The sequence below is a fragment of the Microbacterium sp. G2-16M genome (assembly GCF_055809115.1).
The window spans coordinates 2,571,448-2,591,130 of record NZ_CM147897.1 but is presented as its reverse complement, the minus strand read 5'-3'; the positions used below and the strand labels follow the sequence as shown (position 1 = coordinate 2,591,130).

Annotated in this window: 20 protein-coding genes; 12 read left to right on the top strand and 8 right to left on the bottom strand. The window is 69.6% G+C overall.

Annotation, left to right across the window (positions count from 1 at the left end; all coding sequences use genetic code 11):
- The first annotated feature begins 1 nt into the window (after nt 1).
- Entirely contained in the window at nt 2–982 is a 981-nt protein-coding gene (nadE, locus tag AC0L6F_RS12255; RefSeq protein WP_473538105.1) for an NAD(+) synthase, read from the top strand.
- Here nadE and AC0L6F_RS12250 read toward each other — a convergent pair.
- The 3 genes from AC0L6F_RS12250 to AC0L6F_RS12240 all read right to left on the bottom strand — a co-directional run bounded on the left by AC0L6F_RS12250 (nt 972) and on the right by AC0L6F_RS12240 (nt 2,916).
- Complete coding sequence (locus tag AC0L6F_RS12250) at nt 972–1,388, bottom strand: holo-ACP synthase (protein WP_473538104.1); 417 nt, start codon at nt 1,386–1,388, stop codon at nt 972–974. The genes nadE and AC0L6F_RS12250 overlap by 11 nt on opposite strands.
- 11 nt (nt 1,389–1,399) lie before the next feature.
- Nucleotides 1,400–1,954, bottom strand: coding sequence for a polysaccharide deacetylase family protein (locus AC0L6F_RS12245; protein ID WP_473538103.1), 555 nt, complete (start codon nt 1,952–1,954; stop codon nt 1,400–1,402).
- Between the two features lie 95 nt (nt 1,955–2,049).
- Nucleotides 2,050–2,916 carry a glycosyltransferase gene (locus tag AC0L6F_RS12240; RefSeq protein ID WP_473538102.1) on the bottom strand — a complete coding sequence of 289 codons (867 nt, stop codon included), beginning with the start codon at nt 2,914–2,916 and terminating at the stop codon, nt 2,050–2,052.
- Between the two features lie 41 nt (nt 2,917–2,957).
- Here AC0L6F_RS12240 and AC0L6F_RS12235 point away from each other — a divergent pair, with 41 nt between their 5' ends.
- Nucleotides 2,958–3,812: a hypothetical protein gene (locus AC0L6F_RS12235; RefSeq protein ID WP_473538101.1), complete on the top strand. Its 855-nt coding sequence runs from the start codon at nt 2,958–2,960 to the stop codon at nt 3,810–3,812.
- 4 nt (nt 3,813–3,816) lie between these two features.
- Here the strand turns inward: AC0L6F_RS12235 and AC0L6F_RS12230 are convergent, their stop codons facing one another.
- The 4 genes from AC0L6F_RS12230 to AC0L6F_RS12215 are packed head-to-tail and all read right to left on the bottom strand — an operon-like array spanning nt 3,817 to nt 8,198.
- Complete coding sequence (locus AC0L6F_RS12230) at nt 3,817–4,074, bottom strand: acyl carrier protein (protein WP_473538100.1); 258 nt, start codon at nt 4,072–4,074, stop codon at nt 3,817–3,819.
- A gap of 22 nt (nt 4,075–4,096) precedes the next feature.
- Nucleotides 4,097–5,323, bottom strand: coding sequence for a pyridoxal-dependent decarboxylase, exosortase A system-associated (locus tag AC0L6F_RS12225; protein WP_473538099.1), 1,227 nt, complete (start codon nt 5,321–5,323; stop codon nt 4,097–4,099).
- Nucleotides 5,320–6,879 (bottom strand): acyl-CoA ligase (AMP-forming), exosortase A system-associated, encoded by a 1,560-nt coding sequence (locus tag AC0L6F_RS12220; RefSeq protein ID WP_473538098.1) that lies wholly within the window; start codon nt 6,877–6,879, stop codon nt 5,320–5,322. Before AC0L6F_RS12220 ends, AC0L6F_RS12225 begins: the two co-directional genes overlap by 4 nt.
- Nucleotides 6,876–8,198 (bottom strand): glycosyltransferase family 4 protein, encoded by a 1,323-nt coding sequence (locus AC0L6F_RS12215; RefSeq protein WP_473538097.1) that lies wholly within the window; start codon nt 8,196–8,198, stop codon nt 6,876–6,878. The genes AC0L6F_RS12220 and AC0L6F_RS12215 overlap by 4 nt, the downstream gene beginning before the upstream one ends.
- A gap of 356 nt (nt 8,199–8,554) precedes the next feature.
- On the opposite strand from AC0L6F_RS12215, the gene AC0L6F_RS12210 reads away from it, so the two are divergent.
- The 4 genes from AC0L6F_RS12210 (at nt 8,555) to AC0L6F_RS12195 (ending at nt 11,526) form a co-directional block, all read left to right on the top strand.
- Complete coding sequence (locus AC0L6F_RS12210; RefSeq protein WP_473538096.1) at nt 8,555–9,550, top strand: glycosyltransferase family 4 protein; 996 nt, start codon at nt 8,555–8,557, stop codon at nt 9,548–9,550.
- Nucleotides 9,551–9,674: 124 nt separating this feature from the next.
- On the top strand, nt 9,675–10,649 hold the full coding sequence (locus AC0L6F_RS12205) for a N5-glutamine methyltransferase family protein (protein ID WP_473538095.1): 975 nt from the start codon (nt 9,675–9,677) through the stop codon (nt 10,647–10,649).
- 231 nt (nt 10,650–10,880) lie between these two features.
- Nucleotides 10,881–11,123, top strand: coding sequence for an AbrB/MazE/SpoVT family DNA-binding domain-containing protein (locus tag AC0L6F_RS12200; RefSeq protein ID WP_473538094.1), 243 nt, complete (start codon nt 10,881–10,883; stop codon nt 11,121–11,123).
- Entirely contained in the window at nt 11,104–11,526 is a 423-nt protein-coding gene (locus tag AC0L6F_RS12195) for a PIN domain-containing protein (protein ID WP_473538093.1), read from the top strand. Before AC0L6F_RS12200 ends, AC0L6F_RS12195 begins: the two co-directional genes overlap by 20 nt.
- Before the next feature lie 198 nt (nt 11,527–11,724).
- On the opposite strand, the gene AC0L6F_RS12190 is transcribed toward AC0L6F_RS12195, so the two are convergent.
- The gene (locus AC0L6F_RS12190; protein WP_473538092.1) at nt 11,725–12,885 is read right to left on the bottom strand and encodes a glycosyltransferase; all 1,161 of its coding nucleotides are present in this window, start codon (nt 12,883–12,885) and stop codon (nt 11,725–11,727) included.
- Nucleotides 12,886–13,052: 167 nt separating this feature from the next.
- Here AC0L6F_RS12190 and AC0L6F_RS12185 point away from each other — a divergent pair, with 167 nt between their 5' ends.
- From AC0L6F_RS12185 to AC0L6F_RS12160, 6 genes are all read left to right on the top strand, one after another.
- Nucleotides 13,053–14,369, top strand: a complete 1,317-nt coding sequence (locus AC0L6F_RS12185; RefSeq protein ID WP_473538091.1) for a UDP-glucose dehydrogenase family protein — start codon at nt 13,053–13,055, stop codon at nt 14,367–14,369.
- A gap of 134 nt (nt 14,370–14,503) precedes the next feature.
- The gene (locus AC0L6F_RS12180) at nt 14,504–14,764 is read left to right on the top strand and encodes a glutaredoxin domain-containing protein (protein WP_473538090.1); all 261 of its coding nucleotides are present in this window, start codon (nt 14,504–14,506) and stop codon (nt 14,762–14,764) included.
- 144 nt (nt 14,765–14,908) lie between these two features.
- Complete coding sequence (kynA, locus tag AC0L6F_RS12175) at nt 14,909–15,769, top strand: tryptophan 2,3-dioxygenase (RefSeq protein WP_274636834.1); 861 nt, start codon at nt 14,909–14,911, stop codon at nt 15,767–15,769.
- 1 nt (nt 15,770) lies between these two features.
- Nucleotides 15,771–16,742, top strand: a complete 972-nt coding sequence (locus tag AC0L6F_RS12170; RefSeq protein WP_473538089.1) for a hypothetical protein — start codon at nt 15,771–15,773, stop codon at nt 16,740–16,742.
- Complete coding sequence (locus AC0L6F_RS12165; protein ID WP_473538088.1) at nt 16,732–17,985, top strand: kynureninase; 1,254 nt, start codon at nt 16,732–16,734, stop codon at nt 17,983–17,985. The genes AC0L6F_RS12170 and AC0L6F_RS12165 overlap by 11 nt, the downstream gene beginning before the upstream one ends.
- Before the next feature lie 110 nt (nt 17,986–18,095).
- Complete coding sequence (locus AC0L6F_RS12160) at nt 18,096–19,679, top strand: MFS transporter (protein WP_473538086.1); 1,584 nt, start codon at nt 18,096–18,098, stop codon at nt 19,677–19,679.
- The last annotated feature ends 4 nt before the right edge of the window (nt 19,680–19,683 follow it).

Here is a 19,683-nt window from a genome sequence, read left to right as displayed (position 1 = left end):
CATGGAATTCGGACCGGAGACTCTCGTCCTCGATGAGGCGGCAGAGGTCACGCACATCGTCGACGCCATCCGCCACTACGCTCGCTCGTACCGACGAAAGGGCGCGGTGATCGCCGTCTCTGGCGGCATCGACTCGAGCGTCGTCGCCGCCCTCTGCGTGCGTGCGCTGGGGCCGGATCGCGTGTTCGGTCTGCACCTGCCCGAGCAGGAGTCGGACACGGAGACATTGGCATTCAGCACACAGCTGACCGACTGGCTCGGCATCCCCTCGACAGTCGAGGACATCTCCCCCATCCTGCGCGCAGCGGGTTGCTATCGCCGTCGCGACGAGGCTATACGCATGGTGATCCCGGAGTTCAATGAGGGATACAAGTCCAAGATCGTGTTGCCGAGCGTCGTCGACTCCGACGCTTTCCGCCTCTTCTCCGTCGTCGTGGAGGCCCCGGATGGGACCCGCACCAGCAAGCGCCTCCCCACGGCGGCCTACCTCGAGATCGTCGCGGCGTCGAACTTCAAGCAGCGCACGCGCAAGATGCTCGAGTACTACCACGCGGATCGGCTGAACTACGTCGTCGCCGGCACCCCGAACCGGCTCGAATACGATCAGGGCTTCTTCGTGAAGCTCGGCGACGGCGCCGCAGACATCAAACCGATCGCCCACCTGTACAAGACTCAGGTGTATGCCCTGGCCGCCCATCTGGGCGTGCCCGCCGACATCCGAAGCCGCCCGTCGACGACCGACACGTACTCGATGCCGCAGTCGCAGGAAGAGTTCTACTTCTCGTTACCGTATCCACGGATGGACCTCTGCCTGTTCGGACTCAACAACGGCGTGCCGGTCGAGGATGTCGCAGCGGCCACCGACCTGACGGTGGAGCAGGTCGAGCGCGTGTTTCGGGACATCGAACAGAAGCGCCGCACCACGGCGTACCTCCACATGGGACCGGTGCTCACCCAGCCCGTCGAGGAGATCACGGGATAGCCGCGACGCGGGTGGCGGTCGCGAAGGCCGTCGCCACTCCCCGGGCGACCGACATGGTCGCCCGTACGCGGCAGACCCCGGCGCGAAGCGCCTCCGCGGCCGCCTCGTCGTGCAGGATCACCGTGACCTCGGTGCTCCCCGAGACGGCCACGACCTCGATCGACCGCCACACGATCGGCCGGTGCCAGCTCCCGACTCCGAGCGTCTTCCACACGGCCTCCTTGACGGCGAAGCGGGCAGCGTACGCCGCGTCGGGGCGGCAGCGGTCCTCGGACTGCGCCCGCTCGACCGGAGTGAACCACCGGCGCGTAAACCTCTCGCCGGTCGAGACCAATCGCCCGAACCGAGCGACATCGACCACGTCGACGCCGATGCCGATGACCGTGGCCACGATATCCTCCGGCATCCCCACGCCCGTCAGATCGACCTCTTCACGAGGCTTTTCGTCCGGCTTACCGTCTCGGACAACGGCCGCGGACGGCGGAGGATGCCGGCGACGGTCTCGATGTCGTCGCCAGCGGTCAGGCTGTAGCGCGCCTGCAGCCGCGCCCCCTCCTTCGCAGGGAACCGGTCACTCGTGAAGACTGTGCGGTAGCCAGCGCGGCGCAGGCCCCTCAGGGCAGCGCGATCGTACCGGCCGAGAGGCAGGGCCACGTCGTCGATCGGGCCGCCGCTCGCCCGCTCCAGCTCCGTGCGGGCATCGACGAACTCGCGGCGCGCGTCGTCCGCGCCGAGCCCCCGGAACGGGATGTGCCTCCACCCGTGAGAACCGATGCTCATGCCCGCACCGCGCAGAGCGACGAGGTCGGCGGCGCTCAGGCTCGCGGGGTCATCGAGCCGCCCGGCCAGCGCGAAGATAGTCGCCGGCAGCGCGCGCTCCTCGAGCGCGGGGAGGGCGACGTCGAGGTCCGACCGGTTCCCGTCGTCGAAGCTCAGCCGGACGTCGCCTGCCTCGGCGACCAGGTCGAGCACCCCGAGGAACGTGTCCCGCGTGATCCAGTACCGGCGCTCCCCGGGCTCCCGCTCGACCGTGCACGTTCCGATCCCGTGGAAGCAGAGGTTGGTGATCATGACCGCGCCCCCTTCTGGCGAGTGCTCTCGTCGCGCCCCCAGCTCTCGTCGCCTCCCGAGCGCGCACGGCGCGCTCCCGAGCGCGCACGGCGCGCGGCGACGATGGTGATCAGGGCGTACGCGACACCCTGCGGCATGAGCCAGGGCCGCCGGGCGACGACCCTCGCCCACGCCCAGCGGTCAGACGGGCGGACGACGGCGCCGACCTCTCCTGCGGCCGCCGCGACGCGCATCTGGGCGTTCCCACGGCGGACCCGGACGAGTCGACCCAGCAGATCCGCCGTCGTGTAAGGTGCCTCGACGGCCACTTCGACGTCGGCCCCCGCCTTCTCGGCGCCGGCGAACTGGGAGTCGAGGAAGAGGTCGTCGGCGATGAGCGTGGGAAACTCGTCGAAGCGCGCCCGGCCCCGCTCTGACACAGCGATCAGGCCGCGTCCGAAGAGCCCGTCACGGAAGGCCGGGAGCCGCTCGTTGACCGCGAAGTACGCGCGGACCGGCCACGGGCGTCCTCGGGTCTCGACGCGGCGCCGGGGCACTACGGCGAGCGCGGCCGGCATCTCGTCGAAGCGTTCGATGAGGGCGGAGAGTCCGCGGTCGGGCACCACGATGTCGGCATCGAGGTATATTCGCGGAAAAGAGGACGCGATCCGCTCGGCCGCGTTGATCGCCGCGGCCTTTCCGGGCTCGGCGCGCTCGATGACGATGGCCCCGCGCTCACGGGCGATGCGCGCGGTGCCGTCGCTGCAGGCGTTCGCGCTCACGATGACCTCCATGCCGCCGTCGGGCTCCTGTCGCAGAAGTGCGTCCAGGCACGCGCCGATCACCGCCTCCTCGTCATGCGCGGCCACGATGACCGACGTCATGCGCGGATCCTCCGCGCGGCGGTGTGCCCTAGGCTGACTCCATGAGCGGACCGGCCGTCGCAGTGCGACCGATCACGGGGGACGATGCCGCGGCCGCGGCCGCGTTCCTGCACAGGGAGTTGAATCCACGGGTCTCCCCCGAGGCGTGGATGGGTCTCCTGCGGCCCCCGTGGGCCGACAGCGGGCCGAACCATGGCTTCCACCTCCAGACCCCTGACGGGGCGATCGTCGGCGTGTACGCGGCCGTGTACTCGACGCGCGGCGGGGTCGCGGTCTGCAACCTCGCGGCGTTCTGCGTGCTCGAACCCTACCGTGCGCAGGGGCTGCGCCTGATTCGGACCCTCCTGGCGCAGAAGGGACTCATCTTCACCGATTTCTCGCCGAGCGGCAATGTCATCGCGATGAACGAGCGCCTCGGCTTCCGGCGGCTCGACACGTCCACACGCCTGGTGGCGAACATCCCCGGCCGGGCGGAGCGCGGGACGCGTGTGACCTCGGACCCCGCGGCGATCACGGCGACCCTGGCCGGCCCCGACGCCGACGTGTACCGCGACCACGCGAGGACTTCCGCCGCTCGCCACGTCCTGGTGCGGCGCGGCGACCGCTACGGCTATCTCGTGTACCGCCGCGACCGGCGCAAGCGCCTGCGCCTGTTCGCCTCGCCACTGTACGTCGGGGGCGACCGCGGCCTCGTCGCAGACTCGTGGGGCCGCATCCGCACCCACCTTCTGCGGCGCGGCCTGCCCTTCACCCTCGTCGAGCACCGCATCCTCGGCGACGCGCGGGGACCGGGGCGCGAGCTCACCGCCTCTCGAGCGAAGATGTACCGCGGCGAGGGCCTCGACCCCGGCGCGATCGACTACCTGTACAGCGAGCTCGCGCTCGTGGAGTGGTAGCGCGTCAGCTCGCACTGCGCTTCGCATCGACGAAATCCGTCAGCGTACCGACGGTCTCGAACAGGTCGGCGCCGAACTCGTCGTCGTCGATCGTGATATCGAAGCGCTCCTCGACCGCAGCCACCAGTTGCACGACCCCGAACGAGTCGAGCTCCGGGAGAGAGCCGAACAGCGCAGTGTCGCGGGTCAGGTCAGCGGGGCTCTGCGACAGCTCGAGGGTCTCGATCAGGACGTCGCGCACGGTGTCGATCGTGTCGGTCATGGCTTCTCTCCTTGGGATGCGGTCAGACGAGCACCTCGGCCGGTGCCGGGTGCCCGAGGAAGGCGGTGGGGCTGGCCGTGAGGCCATACGCGCCCTGCTGGAAGATCACGACGAGGTCGCCGACGTCGGCGACCGGCAGGGCGACGTCGTCGCCGAGGAGGTCGAGCGGCGTGCAGAGGCATCCCACCACGGTGGCGCGGTCGTCCGCCGCGACGTCGACGCGGTTGCCGACCACGAGCGGGTAGTTGCGTCGGATCGCCTGTCCGAAGTTGCCGGACGCAGCGAGCTGGTGGTGCATCCCGCCGTCGACCACGAGGTAGGTCCGGCCGCGCGACACCTTGCGGTCGAGCACGCGGGTGACGTAGACGCCGCTTTCGCCGACGATGTACCGGCCGAGCTCGATCACGGGCGTCGCCTCCGGCAGGCGCTTGGCGATCGGCCCGTCGACGAGCTCACCGAGGTCGACGGTCACCGCGTCCAGGTCCAGCGGCCGATCCTTCTCGGTGTAGGGGATGCCGAAACCTCCGCCGAGGTTCAGGTAGCGCACCGGCTTGGGCAGCTGCTCGGCGAGCGCGCTCACGAGGTCGACGGTGCGCCGTTGCGCCTCGGCGATGATCGCGGCGTTGAGATTCTGCGAGCCGGCAAAGACGTGGAAGCCGAAGATATCGAGACCCGCCGTCCCGTACTCGCGCAACACGGCGGGCACCTGCTCCGCGTCGATGCCGAACTGCTGCGGACCGCCGCCCATCCGCATGCCCGACCCCTTCACTGCGAAGTCGGGGTTGACGCGGATCGCGATGGTCGGCGTGAGCCCGAGCTCGTCGCCCGCGGCGATCACCCGCCGGATCTCCGTGGTCGATTCGACCTCGACGATGATGCCCGCGGCGACCGCCTGGCGGATCTCAGCGGGCGCCTTCCCAGGACCCGCGAAGCTCACCCTCTCCGCGCGGATCGTACTATCCAGCGCCGCTTGCATCTCGAGCGCGGACGCCACGTCGATGCGGTCGACACGGCCGGCGAGGTGCTGCACCACCGCGGGCATGGGATTGGCCTTCATGGCGTAGCTGAGCTCGACGCGTGCAGGCAGCGCCCGGCGCAGCCGATCGATGCGGGCGTCAAGCACGCCGCGGTCGTAGGCGAAGAACGGAGTCGAGCCGACGCGCGCGGCCAGCCGTGACAGCGGCATCCCGCCGACGCGGAGCTCGCCGCCGATCGTGCCGAACGCGGCGACGTGGTCGTGCGGGCTCATCCGGACACCTGTGCCTTCATCAGGTTGCGGTCGAACTTTCCGTTGGGCGAACGGGGCAGCTCGTAGCGCACGTCGACGTGCGACGGCACCATGTAGAGGGGCAGCGCCCGGCGCAGCGCGACCGTGAGCGCCGCGACGTCGAGCTCGCCGTCAGAGGATGTCGCGACCAGCACGACGCGATGGCCGATGCCGGGTTCATCGATGCCGAGTGCCACGACGTCGCGGACCATGCCGGTCGCATACGCGGCCTCCTCGATCTCGGTGGGGCTCACCCGATAGCCGGACGTCTTGATCATGTCGTCGGTGCGCCCGACGAAGTAGAGGAAGCCCTCCTCATCGGCGACGACCGTGTCGCCCGACCACACCGCCAGTTCCGGTGCCCGCCACGGCTGGCCCGGGTGGTGCACGAGACGGTACCGCTCACCGGTTCGCTCCGGGTCGTTCCAGTAGCCGAGCGCCACCAGCCCGCCGCGGTGCACGAGCTCACCCTCCTCGCCGGGTGCGCAGCGCGTACCGTCCGGGCGCAGGACGAGCACCTCGGCGTTGGGGATGGCCTTGCCGATCGAGTCGGGACGGCGGTCGACCTCGCTCGGGTCGAGGTAGGTGGAGCGGAACGCCTCCGTGAGGCCGTACATGAGATACGGGTCGGCATCGGTGAAGATGCCGCGGAGGCGGTCTAGGACCACCCGAGGCATACGTCCACCGGTGTTCGCCCAGTACCGGATGCGCCGCGCGGTCTCCTCCGGCCACGGCACCTGGGCGATCTGAAGCCACAGCGGGGGGACACCGGTGATGCCGGTCACTCCATGCTCCTCGCACAGCCTCGGCACCTCACGCGGCAGGAGGTAGTTCATGAGCACGCAGTGCGCACCCACCGCGAACGCCGTCGTCACCTGGCTGAGGCCGGCGTCGAAGCTCAGCGGCAGAACGCTCAGGATGACGTCATCTGCCGTGTTCTTCAAGTAGGTGCTGACGCTCTCCGCGCCGACGATGAGATTCCGATGACTGAGCACCACGCCCTTGGGGCTGCCCGTGCTCCCGGATGTGTATAAGATCGCCGCCGGATCGATGTCGATCGCGGCGGGCGTCGGGAGTTCGGTGGCGGCAATCGCCTCCGGCCACGCGTGCACCTCGACACGCTCGGCGGTGGCATCCGGTCCTCCCACGACAATCGCGTACGCCACCTCGCTGCCGGGCAGCACCTCCCGCAGTTGCCCGAGGCGGTCCGCCGAGGTCACGAGGAACCGAGCGCCGCTGTCACGAAGGATGTGTCCCACCTGGGGAGGCTTGAGGACATGGTTGATCGGGACGAAGACACCGCCGGCGGCGGACGCCGCGAAGATCGCCGCCACCGTTTCAACGCGCTTTTCCAGGGAGATCGCGACCCGGTCGCCGGGGCGCAGTCCGAGCCGGAGTATTCCGGCCGCGACCGAGCGGACCGTACTCCAGAGCTGCGCGTAGGTCACCGTCTCGCCCTTGTACGTGACCGCGGGGGCGGTCGGGCGGACCGCGGCCGACTGTGCAAGCAGGTCGTGGACGTGGGCCCTGATAGTCATGGCGCCCTCCGCTCCACGAGGTATCTGTCGAACTCCTCCCGATCGTCGAGATCGACGTAGCGGCGGCCCTGAGGGTCGGACTCGGCGGATGAGCCGTCGTCGGGCACCGCTGCACCTGCCCGCGAGAAACCGGTGACCTCGTCGAACACCGCAACGTAGGCCTCTGCCTGCGGGCGCCAGTCGAGCTGCGAGGAGACGCGTTCGCGACCCTTCCTGCCAAGTTCCGCCCGCAGCACGGGATCGTCAATGAGCCGCTCCACAGCGTCTGCAAACGCGGAGATGTCACCGGAGGGCACGTACATGAGGCTGTCGCCGCCCGATACCCGCGTCTCGACAAGATCGAACGACACCGAGGGCAGCCCGTAGGCCATGTACTCCATCGTCTTGTTCATGGTGGAGAGGTCGTTCAGCGGCGTCTTGAGATCGGGGCACACACCGATGTCGGAGCGGCTCAGGTGCTCGGCGATCGCGACCCGGTCGACACGACCGGTGAAGTTCACATTGGCGTCGAGTCCGAGGCGGCTGCACTGCACCCTCAGGTCCTCGAGGCAGTCACCGAAGCCAAGGAGGGTCGCCGTCAAGTTCTCGCGGCCGCGTCGATGCACGAGCTCATCCATCACAAGCAAGACTTGATCCACGCCGTCCTGCGGGCCCATAATTCCCAGGTATACGAGGTTCACCCTGCCGGCGGGGCGCGGGTTCTCCGGGTAGATCGGCCGCATCTGCCGCGTATCAGGCCCGCTGCGCACCACCGTGACGTGTCCTGGGCGCCTCCCGCCTCGGCGCTCGGCGATCGACTTGTACGACTCGTTGGTCGAGATGACACGGTCCGCCACGCGGAAAGTGCGCCGCTCGAGCCACTTGAGACCCGCGAACTGAAGCCGCTGCGCAAGGCGGCTCGGCAGGCCGAAGCGGGAGACGAACAGCTCCGGATTGAGGTCGTGGTGGTCGAACACGAACCGGACACCGCGGATGCGCCACAGCTGGGCGAGCAGCCAGTACGTGTCCGGCGGGTTACAGGCCTGAATGACGTCGAACCGGCCCCTGCGCCACACCTTCAACGACAGCCATGCGGTGCGTACCCAGCTGTACGCGAACTCCCATGCAAACCCGAGGAATCCCCCCGCCTCCGGCGCGGGTGCGTACTTGTAGATGTCGACGCCGTCGATGTGCTGCCGGTCCGGATCGCCCGGACCCTTTGGGCAGATGACGCTCACCCGGTATCCACGCGCGATCAATGCCTGACACTCCAGCCACACTCGCCGATCGAGCGGCACCGGCAGGTTCTGCACGATGATCAGGACGTGCGATGGTGGCATCCCTGTGTTCCTTTCACGGCTGCTCATCGATGATCCGGCGCTCGGTGAATCCCGTTACAAGCCAGCACGCTCTCGGTGGGAGTATATCGGCGCAAGAGCAACTGACCGTGCGCATGCGAAACGAACACCTAAGACTTCTCGTGCCCGCGCATGCGAGGATCGACCCGTGGCCGACCCTGGCTTGTGATGTCAAGCAGTCTTTGGAAGGCAGAAATGAAGAACAGCGACCTCCCCATCCTCCGGCGCCGAGTATGCACCACGTAAGTCACCTCATCCGCATGCACAGCGCGGGCGGGGGGGTACTCGCCCCCCTCCGGATCGCTGCGGCAGAACGTGCACGTGGCCGAGTTGTCACGGTGGAAGCGATCATCGCCGAAGAGTTCGACGCGGTGCGCGCGATGGCGGAACGTTCCGGGTTGGAGATCCGGCGCGTCGATGTGCGCGGCCTGCTGATGGAGCTCGCTCGAATGCGGCTCCTTGGCGCTCGGCCGGATGTGATGCATGTCCACTCGGGCATGGATATGTTGTCGGAGCGTCTGCGCACCATTCGTCGCGTGCTTCCTCGTTCCGTGCGGTTCGTAGTGTGGTTGCACGGCTCCGGCGACCTGGCTAGCGCGAGCATCGAGCAAGTGCGCGAGCACGTTGCCGTGGCCGCGTCGGCCGACGCGGTCGTGGTGCCGAGCGCGAGCCAGCGGGACGAGCAGGTCGCGGCCGGCATCGACCCATCGTGCATTCACGTCGTCTCAGCAATCGTGCCGCCACCCATCGCTGCCGTCGGCGCCGCGCGGGCGAGACTGGGCATCGACGAGCAGACGCGAATCGTCTTCTTCTGCGGTCGGATGGTCGCGTCCAAGAATCCCCTCCTGGCGGTCGAGGCGTTCCGCGCCTGCACCTTCACGGATTCGGTACTGGTCATGGCGGGGGACGGCCCGTTGATGGACGAAGCGCACGCGGCCGTGGGTGACCTCGGTGAGCGCGTCCGGATCCTCGGCCACGTCGAGGACGTGGACACGCTCTATGCGGATGCCGACGTTTTTCTCTCGCCCTCCACAACCGAGAGCTTTGGGCTCACCGCGGTTGAGGCGCTGCAAAGCGGCGTGGCGTGTGCCCTCTCCCGCATCCGGCCGTGGACGGACTACCTCCGAGACGAGGAGCATGTCGACTATTTCCTTCCGGACGCCTCGGCTGCGCAGATCGCGCAGGTCCTCGACCGACTTCTCTCCGACGATGCCCTTCGCACGGCCCGCGCAAATGCCGGTCGACACGTGATGCAGTCGCTCTTCGGCGAGGACAAGGCCATGGCTGCGCTCGATGTCGTCTACCGAGAAATCGCCGCAAGCCGCCACGTCTGAGAATCGCAACCCGGGAGCGACCGGCGACGGGTGCGGCGACAGGTCTGCTTGTAGGATGCCCCGAAGGGTGACCTCGTGCCATCGGCAACGCGATGCGGTTCAGCACGGAAGGCAGAATTCGACAGTGAAAAGCCACGACGGTCCGGCTGAATCCGGGCGAGTCCCGGGTTCAGAAATCAGCGACGTGCTGCCGCCCGGCTATGCGTTCCGGCTCTCACTCTTGAGTGCCGCGCTACAGACGCTCATAGACAAGCCGGAGGAGAACGCGACCAGCACGTTCTACGCGTTGTGGTGGCTAGCCGCCGGACGCCGTGTCTCTGCTGTCGCGGCGACACGCGCTCGCCCGCCGGCGCTCAACCGCGCAGGACTCCAGCAACTCGACAGCCTCATCAATCGGCGTCTCTCCGGAGAGCCCCTTGCCCACATCACCGCGCGCCAATGGTTCTCCGGTATGGAGATGCTCGTCGGCCCAGAAGCACTCGTGCCGCGACGAGAGACCGAACTGCTGGCGAAGACCGGAATCGAGCTGGCGCGCGCGACCATCGCGGAGAAAGGTCACGTGAATGTCGCTGACGCCTGCACCGGGTGCGGCAACGTCGCGCTGGCAATCGCCGCGCGCGTCCCGCTGGCCCACGTCTTCGCGGCGGACCTGAGCGAGGCCTCCATCGCGCTGGCGCACCTCAACGCCGAGCATCTCGGTCTGAGCCGTCGCGTGGAATTCACCGCGGGTGATCTGGTCGCGCCATTCTTCCCCTACGCGGGTCGGATCGATGTGCTGACCTGCAACCCGCCATACATCAGCACATCGAAGGTCGGGGATATGGCAACGGAGATCGCCGAACACGAGCCATCTATGGCCTTCGACGGCGGTCCGCTTGGGGTAAATCTATTGCTACGGCTGATCGAGGACGCACCCAAAGTGCTGACTGACGGCGGCTGGCTTGCCTTCGAGGTTGGACAGGGGCAGGGGCAGGGTGTCATGAGGCGACTGAGCCGGAACGATAACTACTCCGAGGTGCGCGGTGTGGAGGATTCAGAGGCAACGATCCGCGTAGTCTGCGCGCGCGTCCGAACGGCCTGCGCGGGCAAGGATAGTTAGCGTCCCTGGTCAAATCGGGACCGACCGTGCCCCGCCTATTTGACATGCATCCAGCCCACCGCCGACGTCGACGGACGCGCCGACATCGGCGCGGACATACGCGCGAGGACGGCGAGACGCTGACCCTCGTGTGAGGGCACAGCGCTTCGTCTCGCTGCGCTCGCTCAGCGATCTGCGGGAGGCCGGAGCGGAACTGGCGATCACATGCCATTCCGATGGTATTCTCATGGTATGCGGACCACCATCGATCGTTCCGGACGCCTGGTCGTCCCGAAGGAGCTGCGGGACGCCGTCGGGATCAGCGCTGGGGTCGTCGACATCCACGTCGTGGGGAACGTACTTCAGATTGAGGTGCCCGACGTCGCAGATCCTCTCGTCCAGGACGAGGACGGCCGCCTCGTGGTGGCGGCCAGCGGTTCGACCATGACCGACGACGACGTCCGCGAGCTGCGCCTTGGCCTCCAGCAGCGCTGAGCGTCTCCTCCTGGACACGAGCGCCGCCATCGCACTGCTCGTCCTCGATCACGAAGCACATGTCGCCGTCGCCGCGCGGGTCCGCGGCCACGAGCTCGGACTGGCCGGCCACGCCGCGTTCGAGACGTTCTCGGTATTGACCCGTCAGCCCCGGCCGTGGCGGTTGTCGCCTGCGGCCGCCCATCGAGCCATCAAGGCCGGATTCCCCGCAGGTCACCAGTTGTCGACTGACGGGGCAGATCGCCTGTTCGCGCAGCTGCCCGCAGCCGGCATCGGCGGAGGGGCGGTGTTCGACGCCCTCGTGGCGGCGGCCGCCCACGAGGCGGAGACGCTGATGATCAGCCGTGACCGACGTGCGGCCACCGTCTACCGTGCCATCGGGGCCGTGGTCGAGTTCGTCTGAGATCCGACGACCAGGGCGCTTCGTTCCGGGCGCTTCGTCTCGGTCGCTTCGCTCCCTCGCTCAGCGAGCTGAGGGGGGGCGACCGCGCTTCGCTCCCTCGCTCAGCGAGCTGGGGGGTGGCGACCGCGCTTCGCTCCCTCGCTCAGCGAGCTGAGGGGGTGCCTCGAGCTCGCACAGCGAGCTGGGGGTGGTCCCCCGCTACAGCTCGCCGGGGGCGATCGCCTGGGCGTCGAGCTCGTCGACGATCTCGCGGGCGACCGAGGGTGCACCGGCCTTGCGCGGCGCGTAGACCACGAGCGAGTGGAACATGAACCGCACCACGAAGGCGAGCGCCAGGGTGATGGCGGCCGCGATCACGCTCGACAGGTGCCACGTGTTCACCAGCAGCGCGATCATCGGGATGCGCACGACCGCCTCGGCGTTGTTGAACGCGAACGACTTCGCGAACCGCGACCACACACCGGATGCCTCGCCCTTCATGTCCTGGAACACGAAGCGCTCCTGCAGCACGAAGTTGCCGACGATCGTCAGCTCGGCGGCGATCACGGCGGCGGGGATGTAATGCATCCCCAGCTGCGTGAGCGCCCACATGATGATGAGGTTCGCCACGGCGCCGAGCCCGCCGATGATGGCGAACAGCGACATCTTGCCGAACCGCAGGCCGGTCAGCTGCACCAGGAAGTGCACGCCCTGGCGCACCGACGCCTTCGACTCGCCGGCGAACCGGTCGGCGAACCGGAACGGCACCTCGGCCACGCGCAGGCTCTTGCGCGCGAGGATCTCGAGCAGGATCTTGAACCCGCGCGGCTTGAGCCCGTCCAGGTCGATGGTGCGCCGGTCGACGATGAAGAACCCGGTCATCGGATCGGACACGCCGCGCAGCCGGATCGGGAACATCGCGCGGGTGATCATGGTCGACAGCCGCGAGATGAGCACGCGGGTGCGGTCGGCCAGCCCCTGCGCCGACCCGTCGCCGAGGTAGCGGGATGCCGCGACCAGATCGACGTCGCCTTCGGCGAACCGGTCCCACAGCAGCCGGATGTCCTCGGGCGGATGCTGCAGGTCGCCGTCCATCACCAGGCAGACATCCGATTCCGCCGCGCGCATGCCCTCCACGACGGCGCCGCCCAGGCCCCCGGTCGCGTGCTCGCGATGGATCAGCCGCACCGGCACGGGCGCATCCGGCCCGCCCTGCAGCCCGGCCGCGGCTTCGCGCACCGCGGCGGGTGTGGCATCCGTGCTGTCGTCCACGAAGATGATCTCGGCATCGACGCCGCGGATCGCCGCGACCGTGCGACGCACGAGTTCGGCCACGTTGGGCGCCTCGTTGTACGTCGGGACGATGATCGACAGCTGCATGGGACTTCCGTGATGCGGACGACGCGGGGTGCGTCGTGCCGGTTCCATCGTCGCATGCGCACCTGACGTTGTGCTGGCGTCATCGGCATTGCTCAGCCGACGCTGGGCGAGCTCACCAGGGCCCCGGATCGCTCCCCGGTCGAAGGCGCCCCGTAGGATCAGGAGCCATGCGAGTCAGTGTGATCGGGTGCGGGTATCTGGGGGCGGTGCACGCCGCGGCGATGGCGCAGCTGGGCCATGACGTGATCGGCGTGGATGTCGACGAGGTCAAGCTGGCCGCGCTGCGACGCGGAGAGGCTCCGTTCTTCGAGCCGGGCCTGCCCGAGCTGCTGCGCGACGCGACCGCCAGCGGCCGGCTGCGCTTCACCGACGACATCGCGCAGGTCCGGGGCGCACAGGTGCACTTCGTCGCGGTGGGCACCCCGCAGCTGCGCGGCTCGCACGGGGCCGATCTGCGCTACGTCGATGCCGCAATCGAATCGCTGCTGCCGCACCTGAATGCGGGGGATGTCGTGGCCGGCAAGTCCACGGTCCCGGTCGGGACCGCCGCCCGACTCGCCGAGCGGATCGCCGAGGCCGGGTCGGGGGCGGTGCTGGCCTGGAACCCGGAGTTCCTGCGCGAGGGCTTCGCGGTGAAGGACTCGCTCACCCCGGACCGCCTCGTGTTCGGGCTGCCGCCCGCGGCGGACGCGGCATCCGCCGGCGAAGCCGCCCTGCGCGAGGTCTACGCGGACGCGATTGCGGCCGAGACGCCGCTGGTGCTCACCGACTATGCGACCGCCGAGCTGGTCAAGGTGTCGGCGAACGCGTTCCTGGCCACGAAGATCTCGTTCATCAACGCGATGGCCGAGATCGCCGAGGCGACGGGCGCGGATGTCACCCAGCTGGCCGATGCGATCGGCTTCGATCCACGGATCGGACGGCGCTTCCTCGGAGCCGGGGTGGGGTTCGGGGGCGGATGCCTCCCCAAGGACATCCGCGGATTCATGGCGCGCGCCGAAGAGCTCGGGCGCGGGGAATCGGTCGCGTTCCTCAAGGAGGTCGACGCGATCAACCTGCGCCGGCGCCGCAAGGTCGTCGACAACGTGGTCGAACTGCTGGACCACGAGCCGTACGGCAAGACCGTGGCGGTGCTCGGCCTCGCGTTCAAGCCGCACTCGGACGACGTGCGTGACTCTCCCGCACTCGATGTCGCGGTGCGGCTGAAGGGGCTGGGCGTCGAGGTGCGCGCGACCGACCCCGAGGCGATCGAGAACTCGCGCGCGCTGCACCCGCAGCTGGACTACCGCGCCTCGTTCGAGGATGCCGTCCGCGGCGTCGACGCGATCGTGCTGGTCACCGAGTGGGACGAGTACCGCTACCTCGACCCCGAGGTGGTCGGCGCCCTGGTGGGCGCGCGGAACGTGGTGGACGGTCGCAACAGCTACGACCCGGCCCGCTGGCGTGCCGCCGGCTGGACCTACCGCGGCCTCGGCCGCCCCTGACCAGCCCTTTCTCGCGTCGAAATCGTACGATGTGGCCGAGTGCACATCATCCTGGGCCGAATTTGATGTGCAGTGGGCCAAATCGTACGATCGCGCACAGCGCCGACCCAGCAGGAGGTTGGGAGAATGGAGGCATGACGACCTCCGCGACCTCCATCAAGATGTTCGGCGCCGAATGGTGCGGCGACTGCCGCCGCACCAAGAAGCAGCTCGACGAGCTCGGCATCGACTACGAGTACATCGACCTCGTCGCCGATCCCGCCGCCGCCGATGTGGCCAAGGAGATCTCGGGCCGCACGAACATCCCGGTCGTGCTGTACCCGGACGCCTCGCACCAGGTCGAGCCGTCCAACGGCGACGTCGAGGCGAAGCTGCGCGAGCTCTCGCTCATCTGACGCCCGCGCACCGGTCCCCGGGCGGGGCGCTTCGTCTCGCTGCGCTCGCTCAGCGACCTGCGGGCAAGCTCACGCGCTCGCTCAGCGACCGGCGGGCAAGCTCATGCGCTCCGCTCAGCGACCTGCGCGACCTAAGCTGAGACGGTGGACGACGGCGTCGAGCGCAACACCCGGACGATCGAAGAATCGGTGATCACCGACTTCGAAGACCGCATGACCTACAGCGGATACCTGCAGCTGGGCACCCTGCTGCAGGCGCAGCATCCGCTCAGCTCGCCCGAACACCACGACGAGCTGCTGTTCATCATCCAGCACCAGACCACCGAGCTGTGGCTGAGGCTGATCCTGCACGAGCTCGGCGCGGCATGCCGGCTGCTGCGCGAAGACGAGCTCGCCCCGGCGCTGAAGTGCATCGCCCGGGTCAAGCACATCCAGAAGACGATCACCGACCAGTGGTCGGTGCTGGCCACTCTCACCCCGAGCGAGTACGCGCAGTTCCGCGGTGTGCTCGGCAACGCGAGCGGCTTCCAGTCGGCGCAGTACCGCGCCGTCGAGTTCACCCTGGGCAACAAGCACGCCGGGATGCTCAAGGTGTTCGCCGCGGATCCGGAGAACCTCGCGCTGGTCGAGGCGGCGCTGCGCGCACCGAGCCTGTATGACGAGTTCCTGCGGCTGCTGGCCCGCGCCGGGCATGCCGTTCCGGCCGAGGTCCTCGAGCGCGATGTCACGAAGGCCTGGGAGTACACGCCCGAACTGCTGCCAGTGTTCGCCGAGATCTACGCCGACCCGGCAGCGCACTGGGGCGCCTACGAGACCTGCGAAGAGCTCGTCGACCTCGAGGACAACTTCCAGCTGTGGCGGTTCCGGCATCTCAAGACGGTCGAGCGGATCATCGGCCACAAGCGGGGCACCGGCGGATCGAGCGGCGTGGGGTTCCTGAAGCGGGCGCTGGATCTCACCTTCTTCCCCGAGCTGTACGCGGTCCGCACCGAGATCGGGGCCTGAGATGGCGCATACGGATGCCGAGGCCCTGCAGGCCCTGCTCGGTCCGTCGGCCCGATTCTGCCGCCGCGGTCTGACCGGCCAGGACGGCGTCGCGCTCGCGCCGCTGATCGACCACCACCTGCATCTGCACCTGGTCGACGAGCATGCGCTGCCCGCCCACGGGATCGCCGGCGCCGTCGATCTGGGCGGCGATCCGGCGTACTTCGCCCGACGACCGAAGCACGGCATGCCGCAGGTGGAATATGCGGGTGCGTTCTTGACCGTCCCGGGCGGCTACCCGTCGTTCCGGTCGTGGGCGCCCGCCCAGATCGTCCACATCGTCACCTCGGCCTCGGCGGCGCCGGGAGTCTCGGGTGGGGCGCGGACCTCGGTGGACGAGATGGCGGATGCCGGGGCATCCGTCATCAAGGTGGCCCTGCACAGCACCGAGGGCCCGGTCTTCGACGCGCATACCCTGCAGGTGCTGGTGGCCGCGGCGCACGACCGGGGTCTGCCGGTCGTCGCCCACGTCGAAGGCGACGGGATGACGCGGCTCGCGTCGGATGCCGGAGTCGACGTGCTCGCCCACACCCCGTTCACCGAGCGGGTCGACGAGGACCTCGTCGCCGCGGCGGTCGCCGCCGGGCAGCGGTGGATCTCGACGCTGGCGATCCACGATGACCCGCAGCTCGCCATCGACAACACCGCTGCGTTCGCCGCCGCCGGCGGCCGGGTGCTGTACGGCACAGACCTGGGCAACGGCGATCGGCCGGCCGGCCTGGTGCCGGCCGAGCTGCGCTGCCTGCACCGGGCCGGGATCCGCGGCCCGGCGCTGATCGGCGCACTCACCGACCCGTGGCCACGCGCCGCGTTCGACCGCGGCGTGGCGACCTTCGTGACCGGCCCCGCGCCCGACGCCGAGGCGGGCATCCCCGCCTGGCTCGGCGGCGCGACCGTCGTCCCTGCCGAGGAGCTGATCACCCGTGAGCCCTGACGCGGCGCCCACCCTCGCCCAGGCGCAGGCCGAGGCATCCGGTCTGGACGCCGCCGACCCGCTGCGCGCCCACCGCGACGCGTTCGTCGGGTCCGAGACCCCGCTGATCTACTTCGACGGGAACTCGCTGGGCCGGCCGCTGCGGGCCAGCGTCGACCGGGCGGCGTCGTTCGTCCGCGACGAATGGGGCGGGCGCCTGATCCGCGGGTGGGACGAGACGTGGATGGACCTGCCGTTCTCGCTCGGCGACCGGATCGGCGCGGCGGCGATCGGCGCGGCGCCGGGGCAGACCGTGATCGGCGATTCCACCACCGTGCTGCTGTACAAGCTGGTGCGGGCGGCCTTCGATCTCGCGCACTCGACCGACCCGCGGCGAGCGGAGATCGTGGTGGATCGTGACAACTTCCCCACCGATCGCTACCTCGTCGAGGGCATCGCCGCCGAGCGCGGCGGCCGCGTCCGCTGGATCGATGTGGACATGGCATCCGGCGTGACCGCGGCGCAGCTGCGGGGTGCAGTCGGGCCGCAGACCGCCGTGGTGCTGCTCAGCCACGTCGCATACCGGTCCGGGTATATGGCGGATGCTGCGGCTCTCACCACGATCGCGCACGACGCCGGCGCGCTCATCGTGTGGGATCTGTGCCACTCGGTCGGTGCGGTCGAGGTGACCGCGGACGCCTGGGGGTTCGACCTGGCGGTGGGGTGCACCTACAAATATCTGAACGGCGGACCCGGCTCGCCGGCCTTCGCGTACGTCGCCCGCCGGCACCAGGAGCGACTTGCCCCACCGATCCAGGGATGGATGGGTGCGGCCGACGTGTTCGCGATGGGGCCGGAGTATCAGCCGGGAGCCGGAATGCGCCGCTTCGTGTCGGGCACGCCGTCGATCACGGCGATGATCGCGCTGCGCGACATGGTGCCGCTGATCGAAGAGGTCGGGATCGGGCCGATCCGCACGAAGTCGATCGCCCTGACGTCGTTCACGATCCTGCTGGCCGACGCGTGGCTCGCACCCCTGGGCGTCACCGTCGCCTCGCCGCGCGAGGCGGCGCGGCGAGGCGGACACGTCACTCTCGCCCATCCCGCCATGCGCGCGGTGACGGCGCGGCTCTGGGAGCAGGACGTGATCCCGGACTATCGCGATCCGGGCGGCCTGCGCATCGGGCTCTCCCCGCTGTCGACCTCGTTCGCCGAGGTCGTGACCGGGATGGCGCGCGTGCAGGAGGCGCTCCGCGCGGTCTGAGGCGGTACGGGCGGAGCGGGCCGGCGCGGCGCGGGCCGGCGCGGCGCGGGCCGGCGCGGCGCGGGTACGCAGGCGCCGGGCGATCCCGCCGGCGGCCGTACACTGGCGCGATGAGCAACGACGCTCCCGACACCGCTTCGCCCGCGCCCGCGCCCGAACCCGAACCCGCCGGGCCGCCCGCGCACGAACCTGCCGGGCCGCCCGCGCCCGAACCTGCCGGGCTGCCCGCCCAGGCCGCCGCCACCACCCCGCCCGCGCCGCGGCTGAGCGTGGGCGTGATCACGCGCTACGCCATCGGCTCGATCGGCACGGGCGGGTTCGCGACGCTGCCCGGTCTGGTGCTGACCTATTACCTCACCGACTCGCTCGGGGTGGCGGCGATCGTGGCGGGGCTGGTCATCACCCTCGCCAAGATCTGGGACGTCATCATCGACCCGGTGGTCGGCGCACTGAGCGATCGTGACCGCGCGCGGCACGGGTCGCGGCGGCGGCTGATGCTCATCGGGGCGTGCACGATCCCGCTCTTCTTCGCCCTGACGTTCGCCGCGCCGCCGGCGTTCGGCCCGACCCTCGGCGCGGTGTGGGTGGTGATCGCCTTCCTGCTGACCGCCACGTCGTTCAGCCTCTTCCAGGTGCCCTACATCGCCCTGCCGGCCGAGCTGACGCCGGGGTACAACGAGCGGACGCGCCTGCTGACCTGGCGGGTCGTGATGCTCACCCTCGCGATCCTGCTGTTCGGCGCCGGTGGCCCGGCGCTGCGCCGCGTGACCGGCGACCCGGTGACCGGCTACCTCGTCATGGGCGTCGTCGCGGGCGTCGTGCTGGGCCTCGGGATGCTGGTGGCCACGACCGTCGCGCGACATGCCGGTACTGCCAGCACGGTCGCGAGCACGACTGCGAGCACGGTCGCCAGCACAGCCGCGAGCACAGGCCCGAGCGCGTCCGCGCTGTCGGCGGAGGGCGGCATCCGCGCGAACTATGCGGCCGGCATCGGCGCCCTCCGCCGCAGCGCCCCGTTCCGCACGCTGCTGACCACCTACCTGCTGCAGGCGCTGGCGACCGGGCTCATGCTGGCCGGCGCGCAGTACGTCGCGACGTGGGTGATGCACTCCGAGTCGGCCGTCGAGCTGCTGTTCGTGGCCCTGATCGCGCCCGCGTTCGTCGCGGCGCCGCTGTGGGGGCTGCTGGCCGACCGCATCGGCAAGGAGCGGTCCTTCGCGATCGCCAGCGTCGTGTTCGCCGTCGCGGCGCTGTCGCTGCTGGGCCTGCAGTGGAACACCGGCGACTGGGCGTACCTGCCGGTCGCCGTCGCCGGCATCGCCTACGCCGGGATGCAGTCGCTGCCGATGGCCATGCTCCCGGACGTGATCTCGCACGACGAGCGCACCCACGGCCGCGGCCGCGCCGGCGCGTTCAGCGGCGTCTGGACCGCCGGCGAGACGATCGGCTTCGCCCTCGGCGCCACGGCCCTGTCGATCATGCTCGCCGTCACGGGATACGTCTCCTCGACCGCCGGGACCACGGTCACCCAGCCGGATGCCGCGGTCACCGGCATCGTCATCAGCTTCAGCGTGCTGCCCGCAGCCCTGATCGCCGGCAGCCTGATCGCGCTGGGACGGTATCGGCTCCGCCGCCACGACATCGAGTCGGCGGCATCCGGTCGCACCGACGGTGAGACGGGGTCCCATGCGTAGACTG